Annotated in this window: 14 protein-coding genes; 1 reads left to right on the top strand and 13 read right to left on the bottom strand. The window is 41.2% G+C overall.

The genetic code is table 11. From position 1 onward, the window contains the following. Positions 1-21: 21 nt before the first annotated feature. From AM228_RS25040 to AM228_RS24980, 13 genes are all read right to left on the bottom strand, one after another. Positions 22-1,260, bottom strand: a complete 1,239-nt coding sequence (locus AM228_RS25040) for a glycosyltransferase family 4 protein (protein ID WP_054469653.1) — start codon at positions 1,258-1,260, stop codon at positions 22-24. A gap of 83 nt (positions 1,261-1,343) precedes the next feature. Continuing rightward, positions 1,344-1,922: a class I SAM-dependent methyltransferase gene (locus AM228_RS25035; protein WP_231636942.1), complete on the bottom strand. Its 579-nt coding sequence runs from the start codon at positions 1,920-1,922 to the stop codon at positions 1,344-1,346. A gap of 156 nt (positions 1,923-2,078) precedes the next feature. Continuing rightward, on the bottom strand, positions 2,079-2,828 hold the full coding sequence (locus AM228_RS25030) for a sulfotransferase (RefSeq protein WP_054469652.1): 750 nt from the start codon (positions 2,826-2,828) through the stop codon (positions 2,079-2,081). 79 nt (positions 2,829-2,907) lie between these two features. Further along, positions 2,908-4,782, bottom strand: a complete 1,875-nt coding sequence (locus AM228_RS25025; protein WP_054469651.1) for a glycosyltransferase family 2 protein — start codon at positions 4,780-4,782, stop codon at positions 2,908-2,910. A 226-nt stretch (positions 4,783-5,008) separates the two neighbouring features. Then, positions 5,009-5,362, bottom strand: coding sequence for a DUF86 domain-containing protein (locus tag AM228_RS25020; RefSeq protein WP_054469650.1), 354 nt, complete (start codon positions 5,360-5,362; stop codon positions 5,009-5,011). After that, the gene (locus AM228_RS25015; RefSeq protein WP_054469665.1) at positions 5,349-5,648 is read right to left on the bottom strand and encodes a nucleotidyltransferase family protein; all 300 of its coding nucleotides are present in this window, start codon (positions 5,646-5,648) and stop codon (positions 5,349-5,351) included. The genes AM228_RS25020 and AM228_RS25015 overlap by 14 nt, the downstream gene beginning before the upstream one ends. A 109-nt stretch (positions 5,649-5,757) precedes the next feature. Continuing rightward, complete coding sequence (locus tag AM228_RS30270; RefSeq protein ID WP_072160918.1) at positions 5,758-8,508, bottom strand: glycosyltransferase; 2,751 nt, start codon at positions 8,506-8,508, stop codon at positions 5,758-5,760. Between the two features lie 93 nt (positions 8,509-8,601). After that, on the bottom strand, positions 8,602-9,663 hold the full coding sequence (locus AM228_RS25005; RefSeq protein ID WP_054469649.1) for a bifunctional 2-polyprenyl-6-hydroxyphenol methylase/3-demethylubiquinol 3-O-methyltransferase UbiG: 1,062 nt from the start codon (positions 9,661-9,663) through the stop codon (positions 8,602-8,604). A gap of 53 nt (positions 9,664-9,716) precedes the next feature. Next, positions 9,717-11,051, bottom strand: coding sequence for a glycosyltransferase family A protein (locus AM228_RS25000; RefSeq protein WP_054469648.1), 1,335 nt, complete (start codon positions 11,049-11,051; stop codon positions 9,717-9,719). A gap of 95 nt (positions 11,052-11,146) precedes the next feature. After that, positions 11,147-12,181, bottom strand: a complete 1,035-nt coding sequence (locus AM228_RS24995) for a sulfotransferase family protein (RefSeq protein ID WP_054469647.1) — start codon at positions 12,179-12,181, stop codon at positions 11,147-11,149. Between the two features lie 275 nt (positions 12,182-12,456). Next, positions 12,457-13,986, bottom strand: coding sequence for an ABC transporter ATP-binding protein (locus AM228_RS24990; protein WP_054469646.1), 1,530 nt, complete (start codon positions 13,984-13,986; stop codon positions 12,457-12,459). 124 nt (positions 13,987-14,110) lie between these two features. Beyond that, complete coding sequence (locus AM228_RS24985) at positions 14,111-14,956, bottom strand: ABC transporter permease (protein ID WP_369817804.1); 846 nt, start codon at positions 14,954-14,956, stop codon at positions 14,111-14,113. A gap of 337 nt (positions 14,957-15,293) precedes the next feature. Next, the gene (locus AM228_RS24980) at positions 15,294-15,851 is read right to left on the bottom strand and encodes a hypothetical protein (protein ID WP_054469645.1); all 558 of its coding nucleotides are present in this window, start codon (positions 15,849-15,851) and stop codon (positions 15,294-15,296) included. A gap of 361 nt (positions 15,852-16,212) precedes the next feature. On the opposite strand from AM228_RS24980, the gene ruvB reads away from it, so the two are divergent. Continuing rightward, positions 16,213-17,277: a Holliday junction branch migration DNA helicase RuvB gene (gene ruvB, locus AM228_RS24975; RefSeq protein WP_156332046.1), complete on the top strand. Its 1,065-nt coding sequence runs from the start codon at positions 16,213-16,215 to the stop codon at positions 17,275-17,277. Positions 17,278-17,482 lie beyond the last annotated feature (205 nt).

Raw genomic sequence — 17,482 nt, 5'->3', positions numbered from 1 at the left:
GTGCAATTTTATCCGATGATATTATTGCAGTTGCTTGGTAGATAAAACCCCGTTGGCGACATCTTCAATTAGTTGAATATGACGGGGCAATAATACTTGATGAGAGTAGCGTTCTAAAGCTGTTTCTCTGGCTTTTTTTCTAATCTCAGCCATGCGGGTGGGATGGGCAAAAACTTCATCAACGCGATCGGCAATTTGTTTAGGCGAGAAAAAGTCAGCCAGTAGGCCATTTTCTCCATCTTGAATCACTTCCGCTACGGGAGGAGTATCGGAACCCAAAACTAAACAGCCGGTGGACATAGATTCAATCATTGACCAAGATAAAACAAAAGGTCGAGTTAGATAAATATGCACATCAGAGGCTTGAATGACTTTTAAATATAAACCGTAAGGTAGCGAACCCACAAAGTGAATGCGGGATAAATCTAGGGGGACTTTTTTCAGCATATATTCTTTATAAGTCATGCCATCAGGTAAAGGTTTGCCATAGCAAACTCGCTCCGATGCCACTACCACAATATGACAGTTTGGCCGTCTTTCTTGAATATAAGCAACTGATTCAATAAATTCTGGAAATCCCCGATAAGGTTCCATCCCTCTGGACACATAAGTAACTAATTCATCCACATGAGATAGGTCTAGATTTGGTAACACTAATTTCGCCCCTGGGTTGGGTTTGAAATATTCCGTGTCTACTCCATCGTGGATGACGGAAATTTTACTGTGAAATTCAGGGGGAAATTGCGATCGCTGCCAATAAGTTGGGGACATTCCCCAGTCACAAGAATATAAATCAATTAAAATCGGCGCATTTTTAATCCGAATTCGAGCGACATCATCCACACTTAGAGGGTCATTGGGGTCAAAATTGGCATCGGAACCATAAGCATGATAAAACCACTCAAAATAACAGAGTAATGGGGTATCGGGAAAAATATCTTTGACAAATAAGGTTGGCCCCCAACCAGAATGACCACAAATAATATCTGGGACAAATCCTTGGGCTTTAAGTTGATCTGCCATGCGATAAACCGCTTGTCCATGAACCACCGCACTTTCTAAAGGACGGACATAGTGGTGAGTTCCCGCATGGGCATCACGACTAGGGGTAAATAGGGATTTTTTGACCCCGGGAATTTCCCATTCAGGTCGTTCATTTTTGGTGCCAAATACCACCTGATTTTTAGGATTTTGCCCTAAAATTGTGGCCACATGACGGTATTGAGCCGGGAAGTTAGGATGTAGAAAGAGAATTCGCATGATTGACTGTCAGCTATTCCTTAGATGAAAATAAAATAGTGATGGCTGGAACCATTCGATCGCTCTTGAGCATGATTTGAGCATTAATCGATCGCCGGGGCTTTACAAATCCAGACACAATCACGGGGTACAGACTTAGTATCTTGCAAAATGACCTCATAGTTAAGGTGATGGAGAAATTTCTCCATAATCTTATCGCTCATCACGGAAAAAGCACAGCCATGTCTTTGACCGAGCAGGTTATTCTGCCACTCACTTAAGAATTTTTCCCAACCTAAATCACTGAGAATATTCGTGTGATGAAACACGCATAAGCGTTTCCCCCGCATGACATGAGGAATGAGATTTAGGTAGTTAAAAATATCCCTGGGTTCGATATGCACCATTGTATCGTAACAGAAACATACATCCACGGATTCGGGAGCAATCCCATTCAGGGTTAATCCATCTAATTTGATATAGGAAATTCGGTCATCTCCTAGGCGCGATCGCGTAGCTTGAAGCATCTGGCTAGAAATATCCGCGCAAATTAGTTCACGACAGGATTTTTTCAAGAGTTTACTGGTTTTTCCCCCACCAACTCCTATCTCTAACACCGGATCATCTGAAGTAATATAAGGCTGAATAAATTGGCTTTCGATCAAGGATTCATATTCAGCCAAAGATTGGGCAGCCCCGGCGCCTTTGCCAATCCATTCATCGCCGATATGTTATAATTCGGGATGAATAGCCAAGCATTAGCATAGCTATCCCAAGCCCCTTCATAATCAACGCCTAGTTGTCCGGTTTTATTTTTTTGATTTTTATTTCATCACTACTTAATCACTCCAGTTCCAGTGAACTTGCAAATACTCAAAAAGTTTTTGGTTATAAGGGGTAAAATAGTTGACCAATTTTATTCTGATCTGGTTAGACATTGGGGGGCATTCACCAATATTATATGGTGGATAATCTCCCAAGTCCCAGGGACTTAAGCCTAAAAACTCTAAAGTTTGCTTCAGGGTTGCCGCCGGATTTGCATAAAATTCTTCACTGTTAAGGATTAAGAACTGATTCCGGGGGAAAAGTTCCATCCAAGCTTGTAATTGTTCTACATAAATGCCGCGAGATAAATAAGTGTAATGTTGGTGATTAAAGCTATAGTAATTAGGGTCGGCAAGCATTTTTTCCAGTTCGCCACTCAGACGTTCCGCTTCGCTGTCTATAGCTGCTTCAAAATCTAGAGTTTCAAATCCCCAGCGCACTTCGTGATGATAGTGTGACCAGGTTCTTTCTACCGGGTTTCTCAGTAAAACAATTAATTTGATGTTAGGAAAAAGTTGTTTAACCCGCTGCGGTGCCCAGGGATGAAAAATATAGTAAGGACTGGATTCTCCAGTTAAGGTGATTTTTTCATTGGTTTTGGCGGGAAATTGGGCTAAATACCAGTCAATCCCTTGGGCATAATTAAAGTCAAAAAAATGCAGTTCTTTTTGAGCAGCCGGTAAAATTTGCGGATGTTGAGTCAGATAAACATATAGAGAGGTGGTGCCACATTTCTGGGCACCAATAATCAGAAAGTCTGGCATATTTTTTCAGGATGATAGTGATTCAGTAATTTGGCAATCCTGGATATTCTAAGCTAAAATAGAAAATCCAGGATAATGATTAATATCCGATACTATAATCTTCGCGATCGCGGGTCAAGTTGGGACTATAACAAGGATCGTGTTCTGTCCAATCTTTCCACTTAGTTTTCATATAGTCAATTTCTTTGGCAAATCTGGCGATTTTTTCTGGGGTATCTTCATAACCTCGGCTTTTTGATTCATAGTGATACAATACTACATGAGGTAGATAAATATTTCGGTAGCCTTTGGCGGCAATTTTGAGGCAAAAGTCTACGTCATTAAAGGCAATTTGTAGGTCTTCTTCTAGCCCTCCAACTTCCTCAAAAACTTCTCGCCGACACATTAAACAAGCAGCGGTGACAGCGGAATAGTTATTCACGGTTTGAATTTGATAAAAATATCCTGGACTATCCGCCGGAAATTGCTTGTGACTGTGACCGGCAACCCCACCCAAACCAATCACAACTCCCGCGTGTTGGATGGTATCATCGGGATAGAGTAGTAAGGCGCCTACTGCCCCCACGGAAGGTCTTTGGGCTTGCTCAACCATTGCGGTCATCCAGTCAGGTTTGAGGACTTTTGTGTCGTTATTTAAAAGTAGGATATATTTGCCTTTCGCCTGTTTTACTGCATAGTTATTAATTTTGGAAAAGTTAAAGGGAATATCCAGCGGTTCACAACGAAAGCGCTCGGGTTCTTTCGCTTGCCACTGACTAAGAATATCCAGGGTTTCTGGTTCCGTACTGCCATTATCGATGACTAATACTTCATAGTTGGGATAGGTGGTGTTCGCGAAAATTGAGGTTAAGCAAGTATTGAGAATGTTGCCCAAGTTTTTGGTGGGAATAATCACCGTGACTAAATCATAATTTTGGATATGATAGCGGACAATCCAATGACCTCCTTCCGTGGGGATAAGTTTTCCCGGTTCTCTTCTTCTTTCTAGGGCTTCAGAAAGTGATTTAAATGCAGCAGTCGTGGCATAATTTTTATTGGCTAATTCGCTGGCGGTTGATTTTGAGTGAATGCGCCAGTGATATAATATTTTAGGAATATGAAAGATGTGGGAAGTTTTTTCCGTCAGCCGCAATACCAAATCATAATCTTGGGAGCCTTCGTAACCCAGCCGAAATCCGCCAATTTCTTCGATGAGCGATCGCCGATAAACTCCTAAATGACAGGTGTACATTCGGGAGAGAAATGAATCAGGACACCAATCGGGTTTAAAAAAGGGATCTTGCCGATTTCCTTGGGCATCCATTTTATCTTCATCAGAATAAATCATATCCGCTTCAGGATGCACATTCAACATCACCGCCACATGATATAACGCATCAGAAGTTATCATGTCATCATGATCTAAAAGTGCCACAAATTCGCCGGTTGCTAAAGATAAAGCTGAATTAGAAGCGGCAGAAATATGGCCGTTTTCAGTTCTAAACAGTAATTTGATTCGGTTATCAGCGGCGGCATACTCTTCTAAGATTGGCTTAATATAGGGAATCGTTGAAGCATCATCAGCAATACATAATTCCCAGTAAGGATAGGCTTGATTTAACACCGATTCAATGGCGTCCCGCAAAAACTTTTCTGGGGTATTGTAAACCGGCATAATAATGCTAATCAACGGCGTTTTTCTAAAAGCTTTCACCGCTTCTGCCATTTGCTGCAAATCCCAGGAGCGGGGGAAGCGCTGACCCAACCAAACATGATAATCCGCTACTGGGTGAACTACTTCTGGGGCACCCTGAGAAGGGAGTGCTTGGGGTTCTAATTTAAAATAGAGTTTTCTGAAGGTTCTCGCTAGGGCATAGCGAACCCCTTTTTGGGTCAAAATTTCGTACAAACGCTTTGATAAGCGCTTAATCTTGGATAATTGCTCTAAGGAGCGAGAAACAGCTTGATTTAGCATGATTGCTTTTACCGATCCAGTTAACCAGAGGTAGTCAGTAGTGGTAGGGCGGGCAAAATTTGCCTCAGTGGTAGGGTGGGCAAATTTTGCCCACCCTACTCAGAAGTTGAAAAACTCAGCCGTCAGCTTTCCGGGAAAAGCTGATACCGATCGCCATTGGAGGGAAAGCTTGATTATAGGCATTCCCTTGTTTCAGCTATTGAACCAGAATTTTTTTACTTTTGATTCATGTTTGCCTATCTTCTAACTCCTTGATAATTTTGGTAATTTGCCAATTTAGATTGGGGATTTCATTTTTGACGACATCCCAAACCACATCGTAATCAATGCCAAAATAATCATGAATTAACTTATCACGCATTCCTGCCATACGTCGCCATGGCATCTCAGGATACTCGGATCTGAAATCTTCTGACAATTTTTTGGTAGCCTCTCCAATCACCTCTAGGCTTCTTACAAAAGACCTTTTGAATGTCTCATTATTGCCAAACGCCTCTTTTTCTAAATTTTCCGATGTTGTCAATAAATAAATGATTTCATCCATAATATGCAGTAAATAATCTTTATTAGAACGAGACATACTCAACCTCCTGCAAAATGCGATCGCCAAAATGAGGACTCAAAGATTCCGGTGTCAGAACATCTACTTTGCGGTCAAAAAGATCCTCCAGGAAAAAGCACAAATCCATAAAATTATTAAAGGTTTTCTTTTCAGGATCGAAAACTATTAATAAATCTACATCACTTTTTTCCGTTGCTTTTCCAGTAACAAATGAACCAAATAAACCACATTTAATAACACCAAATTTTTGGAGAATTAAATGATGTTTTTTTAAAGATAAAAAAATATCTGTTTTGTTAATCATATAAAAATATTTTTGCTTATAAAAAATAGGTTTATGATTTTTTTTTACTAGCAAATATAGGATGGCCAAAAACCCGGTTTCGCCGGATAAACCGGGTTTATCACCGGCTTTATTCTCTAATCGTATAGTCTTCGCGATCGCGAGTTAAATGGGGACTATAACAAGGGTCGTTGTCAATAAATTTTTGCCAACGACTATAGAGAAGTTGCGCTTCTTTTTGCCATCGGGCTTGCTTTTCTGGGGTGTCTTCATAGCCCCGACTTTTTGACTCATGGTGATAAAGTACCGCATGGGGCAAATAAACATTGCGATAGCCTTTGGCCACCATTTTTAAACAAAGATCCACATCATTATAAGCCACGGATAATTCTTCATCAAATCCCCCCACCATCTCAAACAATTCTCTGCGACACATTAAACAAGCCCCGGTTACAGCGGAAACATTACCGATACTAATTACATGACCAAAAGAACCGGGGGTCGTGCGTGGAAAATGCTTGTGACTATGGCTACCAATTCCACCCAATCCTAAAATGATTCCCGCGTGTTGAATGGTATCATCGGGATAAAGTAATAAACCTCCCACGGCACCAATTGAAGATCGCTGTGCTTGTTCGACCATTGCTTCGATCCAGTCCGGGGTAATCACTTCGGTATCATTATTTAGGAATAGTAAATAATCCCCTTGGGCTTGCTTGACCGCATAATTATTGATGGCGGAAAAGTTAAACGGAATATCCAGAGGATAGCACTTGAATCTTGTCGGTTCTTTCTCCTGCCATTGGGCAATTACCTCAGCCAGTTTTTCCTCTGTACTGCCGTTATCGATGACAATTACTTCATAATTGGGATAAGTGTTTTGGGTGAAAATAGAGGTTAAACATTGGTCTAAAGTTTCCCCCATATTTCGGGTAGAAATAATAATACTCACGAGTTTATACTCGGTGATTTGGTAGCGAATAATATAATGACCTAAATATATAGGAACACTGGTGACAATTCCCGGTTCTCCCCGACGTTGAATAGCATCAGTTAAAGCTTTTTTGGCGGCTTCATAAGCATAAGGTTTGGCCTCAGCACTACTGGCAGCAGAGGCTAAGTGAATTCGCCAATGATAGAGAATTTTGGGAATATGATAAATTTTATCGGTTTGTTCGGTAAATCGTAACACCAGGTCATAATCTTGGCTGCCTTCATAACCGACCCGAAATCCGCCAATTTTTTCGATAAGCGATCGCCGATAAACTCCTAAATGGCAGGTGTACATTCGGGAGAGGAATGAATCAGGAGACCACTCTGGTTTAAAATAAGGGCCTTTGAGTTGATTATTTTCATCAATTTTACCTTCATCAGAATAAATCATATCCGCATCGGGATGTTGATTAATCGTTAAGACCACTTGGTACAAAGCATCAGGAGTCAGTAAATCATCATGGTCTAGTAAAGCGATAAATTCTCCCGTGGCGATCGCTATTGCCGAATTAGAAGCAGCGGAAATATGGCCATTTTCCTGGCGAAATACCACTTTAATACGGGCATCTTTGGCGGCATAATGTTCTAAAATTGGTTTAATATACCCTTGAGTAGAACAATCATCAGCAATACATAATTCCCAATAAGGATAAACCTGATTAATGACGGATTCGATCGCCTCTTTTAAAAAAGTCTCCGGTGGGTTATACACGGGCATAATTACACTGATGGTCGGTGTCAGGGTCAACGCCTCCACCGTTTCTTTCATTTGTTGCAGATCCGAAGGTCTTGCCCCATATTTCATTAACCAAGCCTGATATTTTTCATGGCCATATTCTTGATTGTCGATTTGATAATAGCCAACGGTTACCAACAGGTCTGGGGTCAATAAGGCGCGATTGCCCATTGACTGAACTGCTTGTGCTAAAGCATTTTTTGTCCCCTCATAAATATAAGCTGGTACGGGCGTTTTTGGCGGTTGAGATGCCAAATTAATTCGCCGATGGTAGAGAATTTGCGGCAAATGAAGAATCTGATCGGTTTGGGCGGCTATTCTTAACAACAGGTCATAATCTTGACTGCCTTCAAATCCTCGGCGAAATCCGCCGATTTTTTCTATAAGCGATCGGCGATAGATGCAAAAGTGTCGCCCATACATCCAAAATAAAAATGAGCGATCGCCCGACCAATCCGGTTTAAAACAAGGTTCTCGTAAATTATCATCTTCATCAATTTTATCTTCATCGCTATAGAGTACATCTATCTGCGGATGCTGATTAACAGCGATCGCGATTTGATACAAAGCATCAGGAGTTAATTGGGCATCGGATTCTAAAAATGTCACAAATTCTCCTGTAGCAATTTCTAGAGCAGAATTTGCTGCCGCGCAAATATTTTCTTGAATTGGCCGCAATACCACTTTAATCCGTGGGTCGGACGCTGCATAAGCGGCCAATATTTCTTTAACATTAGTTGCCGTTGAAGCATCATCAGCAATACATAACTCCCACTCAGGATATAGCTGATTTTTTACCGACTCAAGCGCCGATCTTAAATAATATTCAGGATTATTAAAAGTTGACATCACCACCGTAATCAACGGCTTATGCTTAATCACCGGAACAGTAGCCGCCATCATTTCTAAGTCTGATTTTCTGGGGCAATGCCATGCTCGCCATTGCTGATAGTATTCATTGAAAAGGTCAATAATATCTGGGGTTTCTGCCAGAATCTCTGGAGGGCGACGATCAAGTTTTTCTGAAATTCTCTGAAAAACTAAGGCAAGGGCTGGTCGGGTTCCTTGTGCTTGTAAAATTTCAGATAATAACTTTGAGAAAGCCTTAAACCGACCCCATTGATTTTTTACGTTTTCTATAGTCTTTGACATATTAATAACACTGGATATAATTTGAGAACATTTTTAGGTAATTATGAGAAATTTATTAATAAATAAATTTTCCTAATTTAAGCATAATTATGCTTATTCATTAGCGGGTAAACCCAATGATTTTTTTATTTTCAACCAATTTGTCCGTAATTTCCAGAACTTACTGGTTTTCATAGCCGAAATCATCTTTTGAGATGCTTGCAGTTCGGATTGAGAAATAGCTAATTTTGCCTGGGTTTGCTGTAGCTGAATTTGATTTTGTTCTAATTGTATTTGTAGTTGTTGGCGAACTTGTTCCAGTTCATAAAATCGCTTTTCCCATAAATCGATAGATTCGCCGGTGTTAGCTTCACTTAGTTCAATGTCGATCGCTTCCAGCATTTCCAGTCTTGATTGATGAGTCTCTTTTCCTTTTCTGCCTAGGGTTATATAAAATTCGCAACCTTCAGTGGGATAAAAATCTACCTCTTGCAAAGAAATGAAACCCAGATGAAAAAGATCGTGAATCATTAACCTGAAAGAATGCGGCACAAAACACCAACCATGAGTATCTATATAGGTCTTTCCATCGATCGCGCAATTCATTATTTGCCGCACATATTCCATTGAATGAAGCAACTTATATTCTCCGCTCGTGTGGGATTCCCATGCTATTCTGCCCGATCGAGATACCGCATTTAAAAAATGATCGGCCACCGTCCCTGGAGTATGAAAAGTAGCTTGACTCAAATGGGTATCAATCACTTTGGAAATTCCCGTAATCGCTCGATAGTGGTCAAAACAATAGCGCTTATCGGGTATAGCGAGGGAGAGAACTCCATCATCTGTCAAAATGGCATCGCAATCATTAATAAACCCAATAATATCCGGGGTATGTTCAATCACATGAGAGGCAATAATCCAATCGTAATACTTATGTTTGCCGGTGAGTTCTGCATAACTTTCTCCTTGCCAAACAAAATCAACTTCTTCAATGTTGTCAAGATTGACTCCATGACCATCGTATTTGGCAATTAACTGCTCGCGACTTGCATGATCGATAACATCGACTTTAAAGCCTGCTTTTTTAGGCGCGATCGGGTTATAGCTAGGACCAATTTCAATTCCCTGGCCGTTTTTGTTAATATGTCGTAAGATTTTCTCGTTTCGATTCATATTACCTCTTGATGGCTGAACGATTGCTGAACGATTATTTTTATATGGACAATTTAAGTTTTAGCTAAACCTAAAGCCTGTTTTATTCTAAACCAATTTGTTCTTAATTGCCAGAATTTGCTAGTTTGCATAGCTTGAATCATTTCTTGAGCTTGGTGCAATTCTAGGGTTAACCGTTGAATTTCTGCTTGAGATTGTGCCAGATTTGCTTCCGTTTGGGATAACGTTTGGGCTAACTGATTTTGCTGTTGATTTTTTATTTCTTCTACAGCGGCTATTTGACTTTGCCATTGGGCTTTAGCTTGTTGAAGCTGGCTAGAAAATTCATTTTGCGATCGCGTTATTTCTCCTTGTAAGTTTACCTCAGTTTGTTTTTGTTTTAATGCTATTTCTTCTTTTTCAATTAACAATATTTTATAAGCATTTTCTAGTTGTTGCAATTTTTCCTGGGTAGCTGCCAGTTGATTTTTTGTTTGCTGAAGTTCTGATTCACAGTAGGTTAGGGTATTTTGTGTTTCTGTCAATTGAACTAGGCGATCGCAGTTTCGCGATCGCTCTAAATCCAGTTCTAGTTGAATTTCCTCTAATTTAGCTTCTAGGGCTTCTCTTTTGTCCCGTTCAACTAAATGGTCATATTCAACATTGGCGAAAATATGGGCAAAATTTGTCTGATAAAGGCCGATATGCTTGGTGCTAATATAGCGAAATAATTCCCAGCGTTTCTCTGGAATATTACAGCCGCTTACCATTGAATTGCTACGCAAGCGATAATCAAACAAAGCCTGATCAATATGATAAAAATGCCAGCCTTTTTCGGCGACACTTAACCAAAAATCCCAATCTTCATAGCCCAATTGTTCCGGGATTTTGTCATCATAGCCGCCCGCTTCTTCCCAAACGGTTTTGCGAAACACCGCACAAGCATCAATATAGTTTCCTCGGAGGATCAGGTTAATATCAAATTCGGGAACTTTTTTAATGCCGGTTACACCGCCAAAAAACTCAAAATTCCCATAGACTACCCCTACTTCTGGCTGAGTATCCAGAATTTCAATGGCTTTAGTTATATAGTTGGGTCTAATTTTATTGTCTGAATCTAAGGGCAAAATATAGCGACCTTTGGCCAAAGAAATCCCATGATTTCTGGCGATCGCCAACCCTTGATTTTCCTGATGAATCACCGGATATCCTCGATCGCTTAAAGCCTGTAAGACTTTTTGGGTCAAGGGATCCGTTGAACCATCATTAATAATCAGAATTTCATAGACTTTAGCTTGGCAACTTTCCACACTGGCGATCGCCTCTAAGATAAATTCGCCGTGATTATAACAAGGAATTACCACGGAAAGTTTAATCGGATAGGTCAGATTTGGCTCGGATGCCTCCATATTTTCCTCGGTTGATTAAGGGCTATTTCCAGCAAAATTTTCCGGCTTGAGCAATTATATATCTAAAATTATATATCTAAAGGAATCTTTTTCTCCTACTTAAGTCTAAATTTTTGACTGAAATGAGCCAATTTTCGCGCCAATTTCCAACTCCGCGATCGCTTAATCGTCATCAACTCTAAGGTTAAGCGGTCTAACTCTGACCGTAATTGGGCCACTTCTGACCGGAGTTGGATTTGTTCTTGGTGAGATTCTTGATGCTGTATCAGGGATTGATAATGCATCAACAACGGCAAAGCTTCTACGGGCAAAATTGGCAGCGGATCCGCATTTAACTCGCGATCGCCGCGATCGCCTCTAGGAATATCGGCAATTTGATCTAACTCTGTCAACAAATTGGCAACCTCTGGCATCAAATGGTTAATCAGTCTCACCATTGGGTGATCTGTGGGCAAACTCCGTAATAAATTCGCATCATAAATTTTCGCAAATTTCGCCGCATCCCAAGGTTCTCGTGGGATTAAACCCAATTTCCCCTCTAATAGTTGCATCAATCGAGTTGGTTGTTGCACAAAGCCATTGACATTAATCAGAATACAGCGATCGCGATGTTGCCGATAAAAAGATAGCAAATGCCGGTTATAAAATCCCCAACTTTTCAAAGCATATTCTGGACGTTGAGGAAACACTCCGCGATTTTGCCGCAAAATAGAATCCACCACATCCCAAGGCGATCGATAAACCAAAATATATCGGGTATTAGGCAGTAATTGATGCCAAAATTCTAACAATAAAGAAGTCCGAGGATCTTTCCATCCCCAAATATTTCCGTGACGACTGGCAATTAACTTTTTCGCCTCTGGAATATAAGATGACCAAAGGCTGCGATCGAGGGTTTCGCTTTCTGTCCAACCCCAATCGGGCCAGCCTGGATCCCCAGGAGGACAAGATTTTTGCAGCAGCGATCGCTGAAATTCTAGAAAATCAATATCTTCAAAATAGCCTTTCACATTACAAATATCAGCCGGAAACATATTTTGGCCAATATTTACTCCAATTGCTTGAATAAAAGAAGCAGTTAGGGATGTTCCCGAACGGTGCATTCCTGTAATAATTATCGGTTCTGACATTTATTATTTATCGGTTATTTGTTGTTAGTTGTTAGTTGATTTGGGAAGTGTTGAATCATTAAATAACTAATATACGCCCTTAGTCCCCCATTAACAAGGCTAATCTTGTAGAGATTTTGAAACCGCTTAAGGAAAATCGTTATTTCACGAAAACCACCCGGACAGGGTTGCTAGACGAAACTCCTAAAAGATTAGCTTAACAAGGGGGGAGATCGATCTAATACCTCTTATTCCCCCCTTGAAAAGGGGTAAAATTGACAGCTATTTACAGCTATTTATACCATAATTTCCATTTCTGGAGAAACGGGTAAAGTTTCATCAACTTCATCAACGGTCAGGGTAGGTTTAATCATAAAGTCAATGATCCCAGTGGCGTCAGAATCTTCCTCTGGGAGCACTCGGAACATCCCCACATCAATACAGCGGGCTAAATAAGTAAAGTGTCCATTGACAATGCCAGAAACTCCCGCGTTTAAAAAGTAAACTCCAGGATTTAACAAGCAATTAAATCTAAATTTAACCACAACTTTGGTGCCCGCTTTCACCACTCCATCTTCTAGCTTTTCTTCGGGAAAGCGATAAGAAGCACCGCCTAATTCTGAACCCTTAATCGTCTTAACTAACATCCCAAATCGGACTTTCGACGCTTCCTGTAAAAACTCTACCTCATAAGTATAAATATAATTCTCTCTGCCGATTAAGTTATTCACAGGTTCCTTGCGGCGAGTCAAAATCTGAGGATTAGAGATTTTCGCCCCACGAGATAAATAAGAAATCGTTTCCGCCGGTTTCAGGTTCTGGTCATAAAATGGCTTTGACTGGAGGGCGAATGTGGGCAATTCTTGGATAATTTCTGCCGCCGTTTTTTCCGTAATAACCTCACCAGCTTGCTGAGTTACTCCGCTTGAATTTTGGCCGATATTTTGGGTCAGATTGGGAGTAATAGTATCTTGGCTGAGATTTGGGCTGAGATTTGGGCTGAGATTTGGGCTGAGATTTGGGCTGAGATTTTGATGATATTGTTTTTGATTTAACCGGCGAAGTTCTTCCCGAACACTTTGGATCTTTTCCGTCGGGGCATAAATTAACTTATGATATTTATCGATCACATACTTAGGAGTATTGTAAAGCAGCAGTTCGCCTTCTGACATAAGAACTGCTGAATCACATAGGTCAATTACCGTGCCCGCAGAGTGAGAAACAAATAAAATTGTTCCCCCTCGGTCTTGGATTTTTTCTAATCTGGCATAGCACTTACGTTGAAATGCTTCATCTCCCACCGCGAGGGCTTCATCAACTACTAAAATATCCGGTTCAACGCTGGTGGCTACGGCAAAAGCTAACCGGACAAACATCCCACTAGAATAAGTTTTTACCGGCTGATCGATGAAGTCGCCAATATCCGCAAAGGCGACAATATCATCATATTTGTCTTCAATTTGTCTTTGGGTTAAACCGAGTACCTGCCCATTGAAAAAAATATTTTGTCTGCCGGTAAATTCTGGGTTAAAGCCGCTGCCTAGTTCTAAAAGGGCAGATATTCTTCCTTGAACATTTACATGACCTGTGGTGGGGGCTAGGGTGCCCACAATGATTTGTAATAGGGTACTTTTTCCCGACCCATTGGCGCCGACAATGCCCAAGGTTTTTCCTTTAGGAATTTCTAGGCTAATATCTCGCAATGCCCAGAATTCATCTGCCCTTTGTTTTCCAGGAAATAATAGTTCTTTTAAGCGATCGACCGGATGACGATATCGCTTGAAGCATTTAGAAACGTTTTGGATGGTAATAGCAACTTCACTCATGGTTTTATCTCATGGTAATGGTTGAATAACAGCGATCGCACCTAAACAGGATAGGCAAAAATAGGTAGCCAAAAGGCGCATAAATTAGGGTAATTTAGCATAAGTTAGCGCAATTTAGCCTAATTTAAATTACATCTGCAAAAGCGGGACGTAATTTGCGGTAAGACCAAATTCCTACACAGAAAATAATGGTAGAAATGATCGAGGCAACCCCCCATTCTGCCCAGTGTTGCACTTCACCGACTAAAATCACATCGCGATAAAGTTCGGCGATCGCGGCAACAGGATTAAACCAAAATATAAAATCACGCCATTGTTCAGGAATAATATTCGCGGGATAACAAATGGGAGTCATGTAAAACCACAAGTTAAGCACCACCCCAATAGTTTGAGGAATATCGCGCAAAAATACCGTAAATCCCGCAGCTAAATAAGCCAAACCTGCGGTTAACAATAATTGAGTCACCCAAACCAGAGGCAACAATAATAAAGTGCTATGCAAAATCGAAGTGGACATTCCCAAAAGGAAAATTAAGGCCATTAACCCCAAGGAACTTTCGATAAATGCCGCTAATACTGGCACTAAGGGCAATAACCCCAAGGGAAACACCACTTTTTTGACTAAATTCGGTTGTCCCACCACGCAATTACTGGCTTGAATAAAGCCACTGGTAAACGCGATCCAAGGCAACAAACCAGCAAATAACCACATCCCAAAAGAAAAGCTATTTTCTGGCAACCCATCCGTGGGCAATTTAACTTTTAAAACAATGGAAAACACATAAGTGTAAATCAGCAATTGGGAAAGCTGATTCAGTAACGGCCACAAATTCCCCAGTACCGAACCTTTATAGCGTCCTTCTAATTCGCGACGGACTAGGGTTTGCAATAAATTTAACTTGAAACCCAACTGGGGATCGATCAATGGTTGCTGATAAAACTGGCTACCTCGACGGGCAACACTTTTAATTGATTTGACCAATTTTCACCTCCTCACCCACAACTAAACAATTAAACAACTAAACAGCTAAACAGCTAAACAAATTCGTTCACACCACCAGCGCTAAAACATCTCCAGGCATTTCCAGGAAGTTTTGGCGCTTTCGTTAATTCACTTTAGCAGTCAAAACTACTCATAGCCAATTCAGACAGTAATTTATTTTGATTAATTTTGATCTATCTGTTTGATCTATCTGTTTGATCTATCTGTTTGATCTATCTGTCGGGGCGCATTGCGGGCGCAAGCCGCCGCGCCCTTATGGTTGTATCCACATATCCACATACATGGACGGTTCGCAAATATCCGACTAGACTGCTAATTTTAATGCCGCTTTTACTTTAGCGATCGCTTCAGCTATTGCCTCTCGCTGTTCTGGGTCATAGTTCCATCGGTCTAGAAATGACTGATAAATTCCTTCCCCAGTTTGTGCAGCCACAAGTAATTGCGCTAACTTTTCCGTAAATTCCGGTAAACCCAACGACGTGATTAACTGACTGGATCTGTCCCGGACTCGTTCTGACTGTTTTGCCATCGTTTCATCATCTCGACGACGGTGGGTCAGCACCATTGCCGAAGACATGGCCAAATTTTTCACCAATAATTCAGATACAATCTCTGGAGAAGTGGTCAAGGCTGCTAGGGTCGCTTCAGTAGGCAGATCCGCAAAGGGGCGATCGTCCGTAAGATAAGATACAAAAAAACCCCGTGCTCCGGCCAGAGTGCTGACCAGCTTTTGGATCGTGGCCAAGATATCTGATTCTGGGATATGCCCTTGTTCCATCTGGGAAAGCAAGGATTGGGTTAAGGCGATCGCCTGCTCAAACGTCACATCATCGGGAATCGAATCACTCAGCTTTACTGTCATCAGCACTCCACTATTAATTCACTGTCATTGTTCATTGGTCATTTGCGATTGGTTATTTCTTATTGTTTCCCAGGACAAAGGACAAAGAACAAAGGACAAAGGACAAAGGACAACAATTAATCACAAATCTTAACAATAAATCGATATTATCTTGCTTCTGACTCTGATTTACCTGAAATTTATGGCAATTATTTCTTCCAAACAACCCTCTGGCGAACCTGAACCCAAGCCAAATCAAGCCCCATCAAACCCAGCACCGTCAAAGCAGCCCAAATCAAAAGCCTCATCCAAAGCCTCATCAAAAGCAGTCGAACCACCGACAAAAGAAGAATCCAGTAGGGGCGAAGCATTCACGGCAAAAATGTCCCCGTTTAGCCCAGGAGATGTGTCCGAGAATACTTCGCTTTTACTTGCCGAAGAAACCCCGGAAGATCAACAAAATATTTCCCAAGATGAAACCATCAGACCGCAAAGCTTACATGACTATATTGGCCAAAAAGACCTGAAAGAAGTGATGGATATTGCAATTCAAGCAGCAAAATCTCGCCAGGAACCTTTGGATCATTTGCTACTTTATGGCCCGCCCGGTTTGGGCAAAACTACAATGGCGATGATTCTCGCTTCAGAAATGGGAGTTACTTGTAAAATTACCAGTGCCCCAGCTTTGGAACGTCCGCGAGATATTGTCGGTTTGTTGGTGAATTTGCAACCCGGAGATGTGCTGTTTATTGATGAAATTCACCGCTTAACTCGCATGAGTGAAGAAATTCTCTATCCGGCAATGGAGGATTTTCGCGTTGATATTACGATTGGTAAAGGTCAAAGTGCCAAAACTCGCAGTATTCCTTTAAAACCCTTTACTTTGGTGGGGGCAACGACCAAGGTGGGTAATTTAACTTCACCGTTGCGCGATCGCTTTGGTCTGATTCAACGGCTGCGATTTTATGAAGTAGATGAACTGACTTTAGTAGTATTAAGAACGGCCAATATTCTGAATATTCCCGTCACCGAAACAGGGGCGATCGAAATAGCCCGCCGTTCTCGTGGCACTCCGCGCATTGCTAATCGATTGCTTAAACGAGTGCGCGATTATGTGCAAGTGAAAAAAGCCCCTACTATTACAGCCGAATTAGCCCAAGAAGCCTTAGAACTTTTTAATGTCGATCCTCGTGGACTCGATTGGAGCGATCGCCTCTTATTAACGGTAATGATTTCTAACTTTAATGGCGGGCCAGTGGGCTTAAATACTCTAGCGGCTGCCACGGGGGAAGATGCCCAAACCATTGAAGAAGTTTACGAACCTTATCTATTACAAATTGGCTATCTTAATCGCACCCATCGCGGTCGCATTGCCACCCCAGCCGCATGGCAACATTTAGGTTATCATCACCCCAACAATGAACAACAATTATCTCTGAATATTTAACAGAATCAGTCTGCAAAAAATTGGTTTATTTCTTCTGCTTATATCTGTGTTTATTTTATGCCTTTGTGGTAAAAAAATAGAGAATTGAACCACAAAGACACAAAGAACACAAAGGTTCATTAGAAAAACTGTCATTCCCGCGAAGGCGGGAATCCAAAGCCTATCGGTGGAGAACGAAAAGTGCAATTAATTATGTTCACCTATT

The organism is Planktothricoides sp. SR001, assembly GCF_001276715.1.
GTDB classification, from domain to species: Bacteria; Cyanobacteriota; Cyanobacteriia; order Cyanobacteriales; family Laspinemataceae; genus Planktothricoides; species Planktothricoides raciborskii.
This window is presented reverse-complemented; position numbering and strand designations above follow the sequence as displayed.

Coding starts and splice junctions, on each gene's coding strand:
- AM228_RS25040 (WP_054469653.1), bottom strand. CDS start 1,260: ATGCGAATTCTCTTTCTACATCCTAACTTCCCGGCTCAATACCGTCAT.
- AM228_RS25030 (WP_054469652.1), bottom strand. CDS start 2,828: ATGCCAGACTTTCTGATTATTGGTGCCCAGAAATGTGGCACCACCTCT.
- AM228_RS25025 (WP_054469651.1), bottom strand. CDS start 4,782: ATGCTAAATCAAGCTGTTTCTCGCTCCTTAGAGCAATTATCCAAGATT.
- AM228_RS25020 (WP_054469650.1), bottom strand. CDS start 5,362: ATGTCTCGTTCTAATAAAGATTATTTACTGCATATTATGGATGAAATC.
- AM228_RS25015 (WP_054469665.1), bottom strand. CDS start 5,648: ATGATTAACAAAACAGATATTTTTTTATCTTTAAAAAAACATCATTTA.
- AM228_RS30270 (WP_072160918.1), bottom strand. CDS start 8,508: ATGTCAAAGACTATAGAAAACGTAAAAAATCAATGGGGTCGGTTTAAG.
- AM228_RS25005 (WP_054469649.1), bottom strand. CDS start 9,663: ATGAATCGAAACGAGAAAATCTTACGACATATTAACAAAAACGGCCAG.
- AM228_RS25000 (WP_054469648.1), bottom strand. CDS start 11,051: ATGGAGGCATCCGAGCCAAATCTGACCTATCCGATTAAACTTTCCGTG.
- AM228_RS24995 (WP_054469647.1), bottom strand. CDS start 12,181: ATGTCAGAACCGATAATTATTACAGGAATGCACCGTTCGGGAACATCC.
- AM228_RS24990 (WP_054469646.1), bottom strand. CDS start 13,986: ATGAGTGAAGTTGCTATTACCATCCAAAACGTTTCTAAATGCTTCAAG.
- AM228_RS24980 (WP_054469645.1), bottom strand. CDS start 15,851: ATGACAGTAAAGCTGAGTGATTCGATTCCCGATGATGTGACGTTTGAG.
- ruvB (WP_156332046.1), top strand. CDS start 16,213: ATGTCCCCGTTTAGCCCAGGAGATGTGTCCGAGAATACTTCGCTTTTA.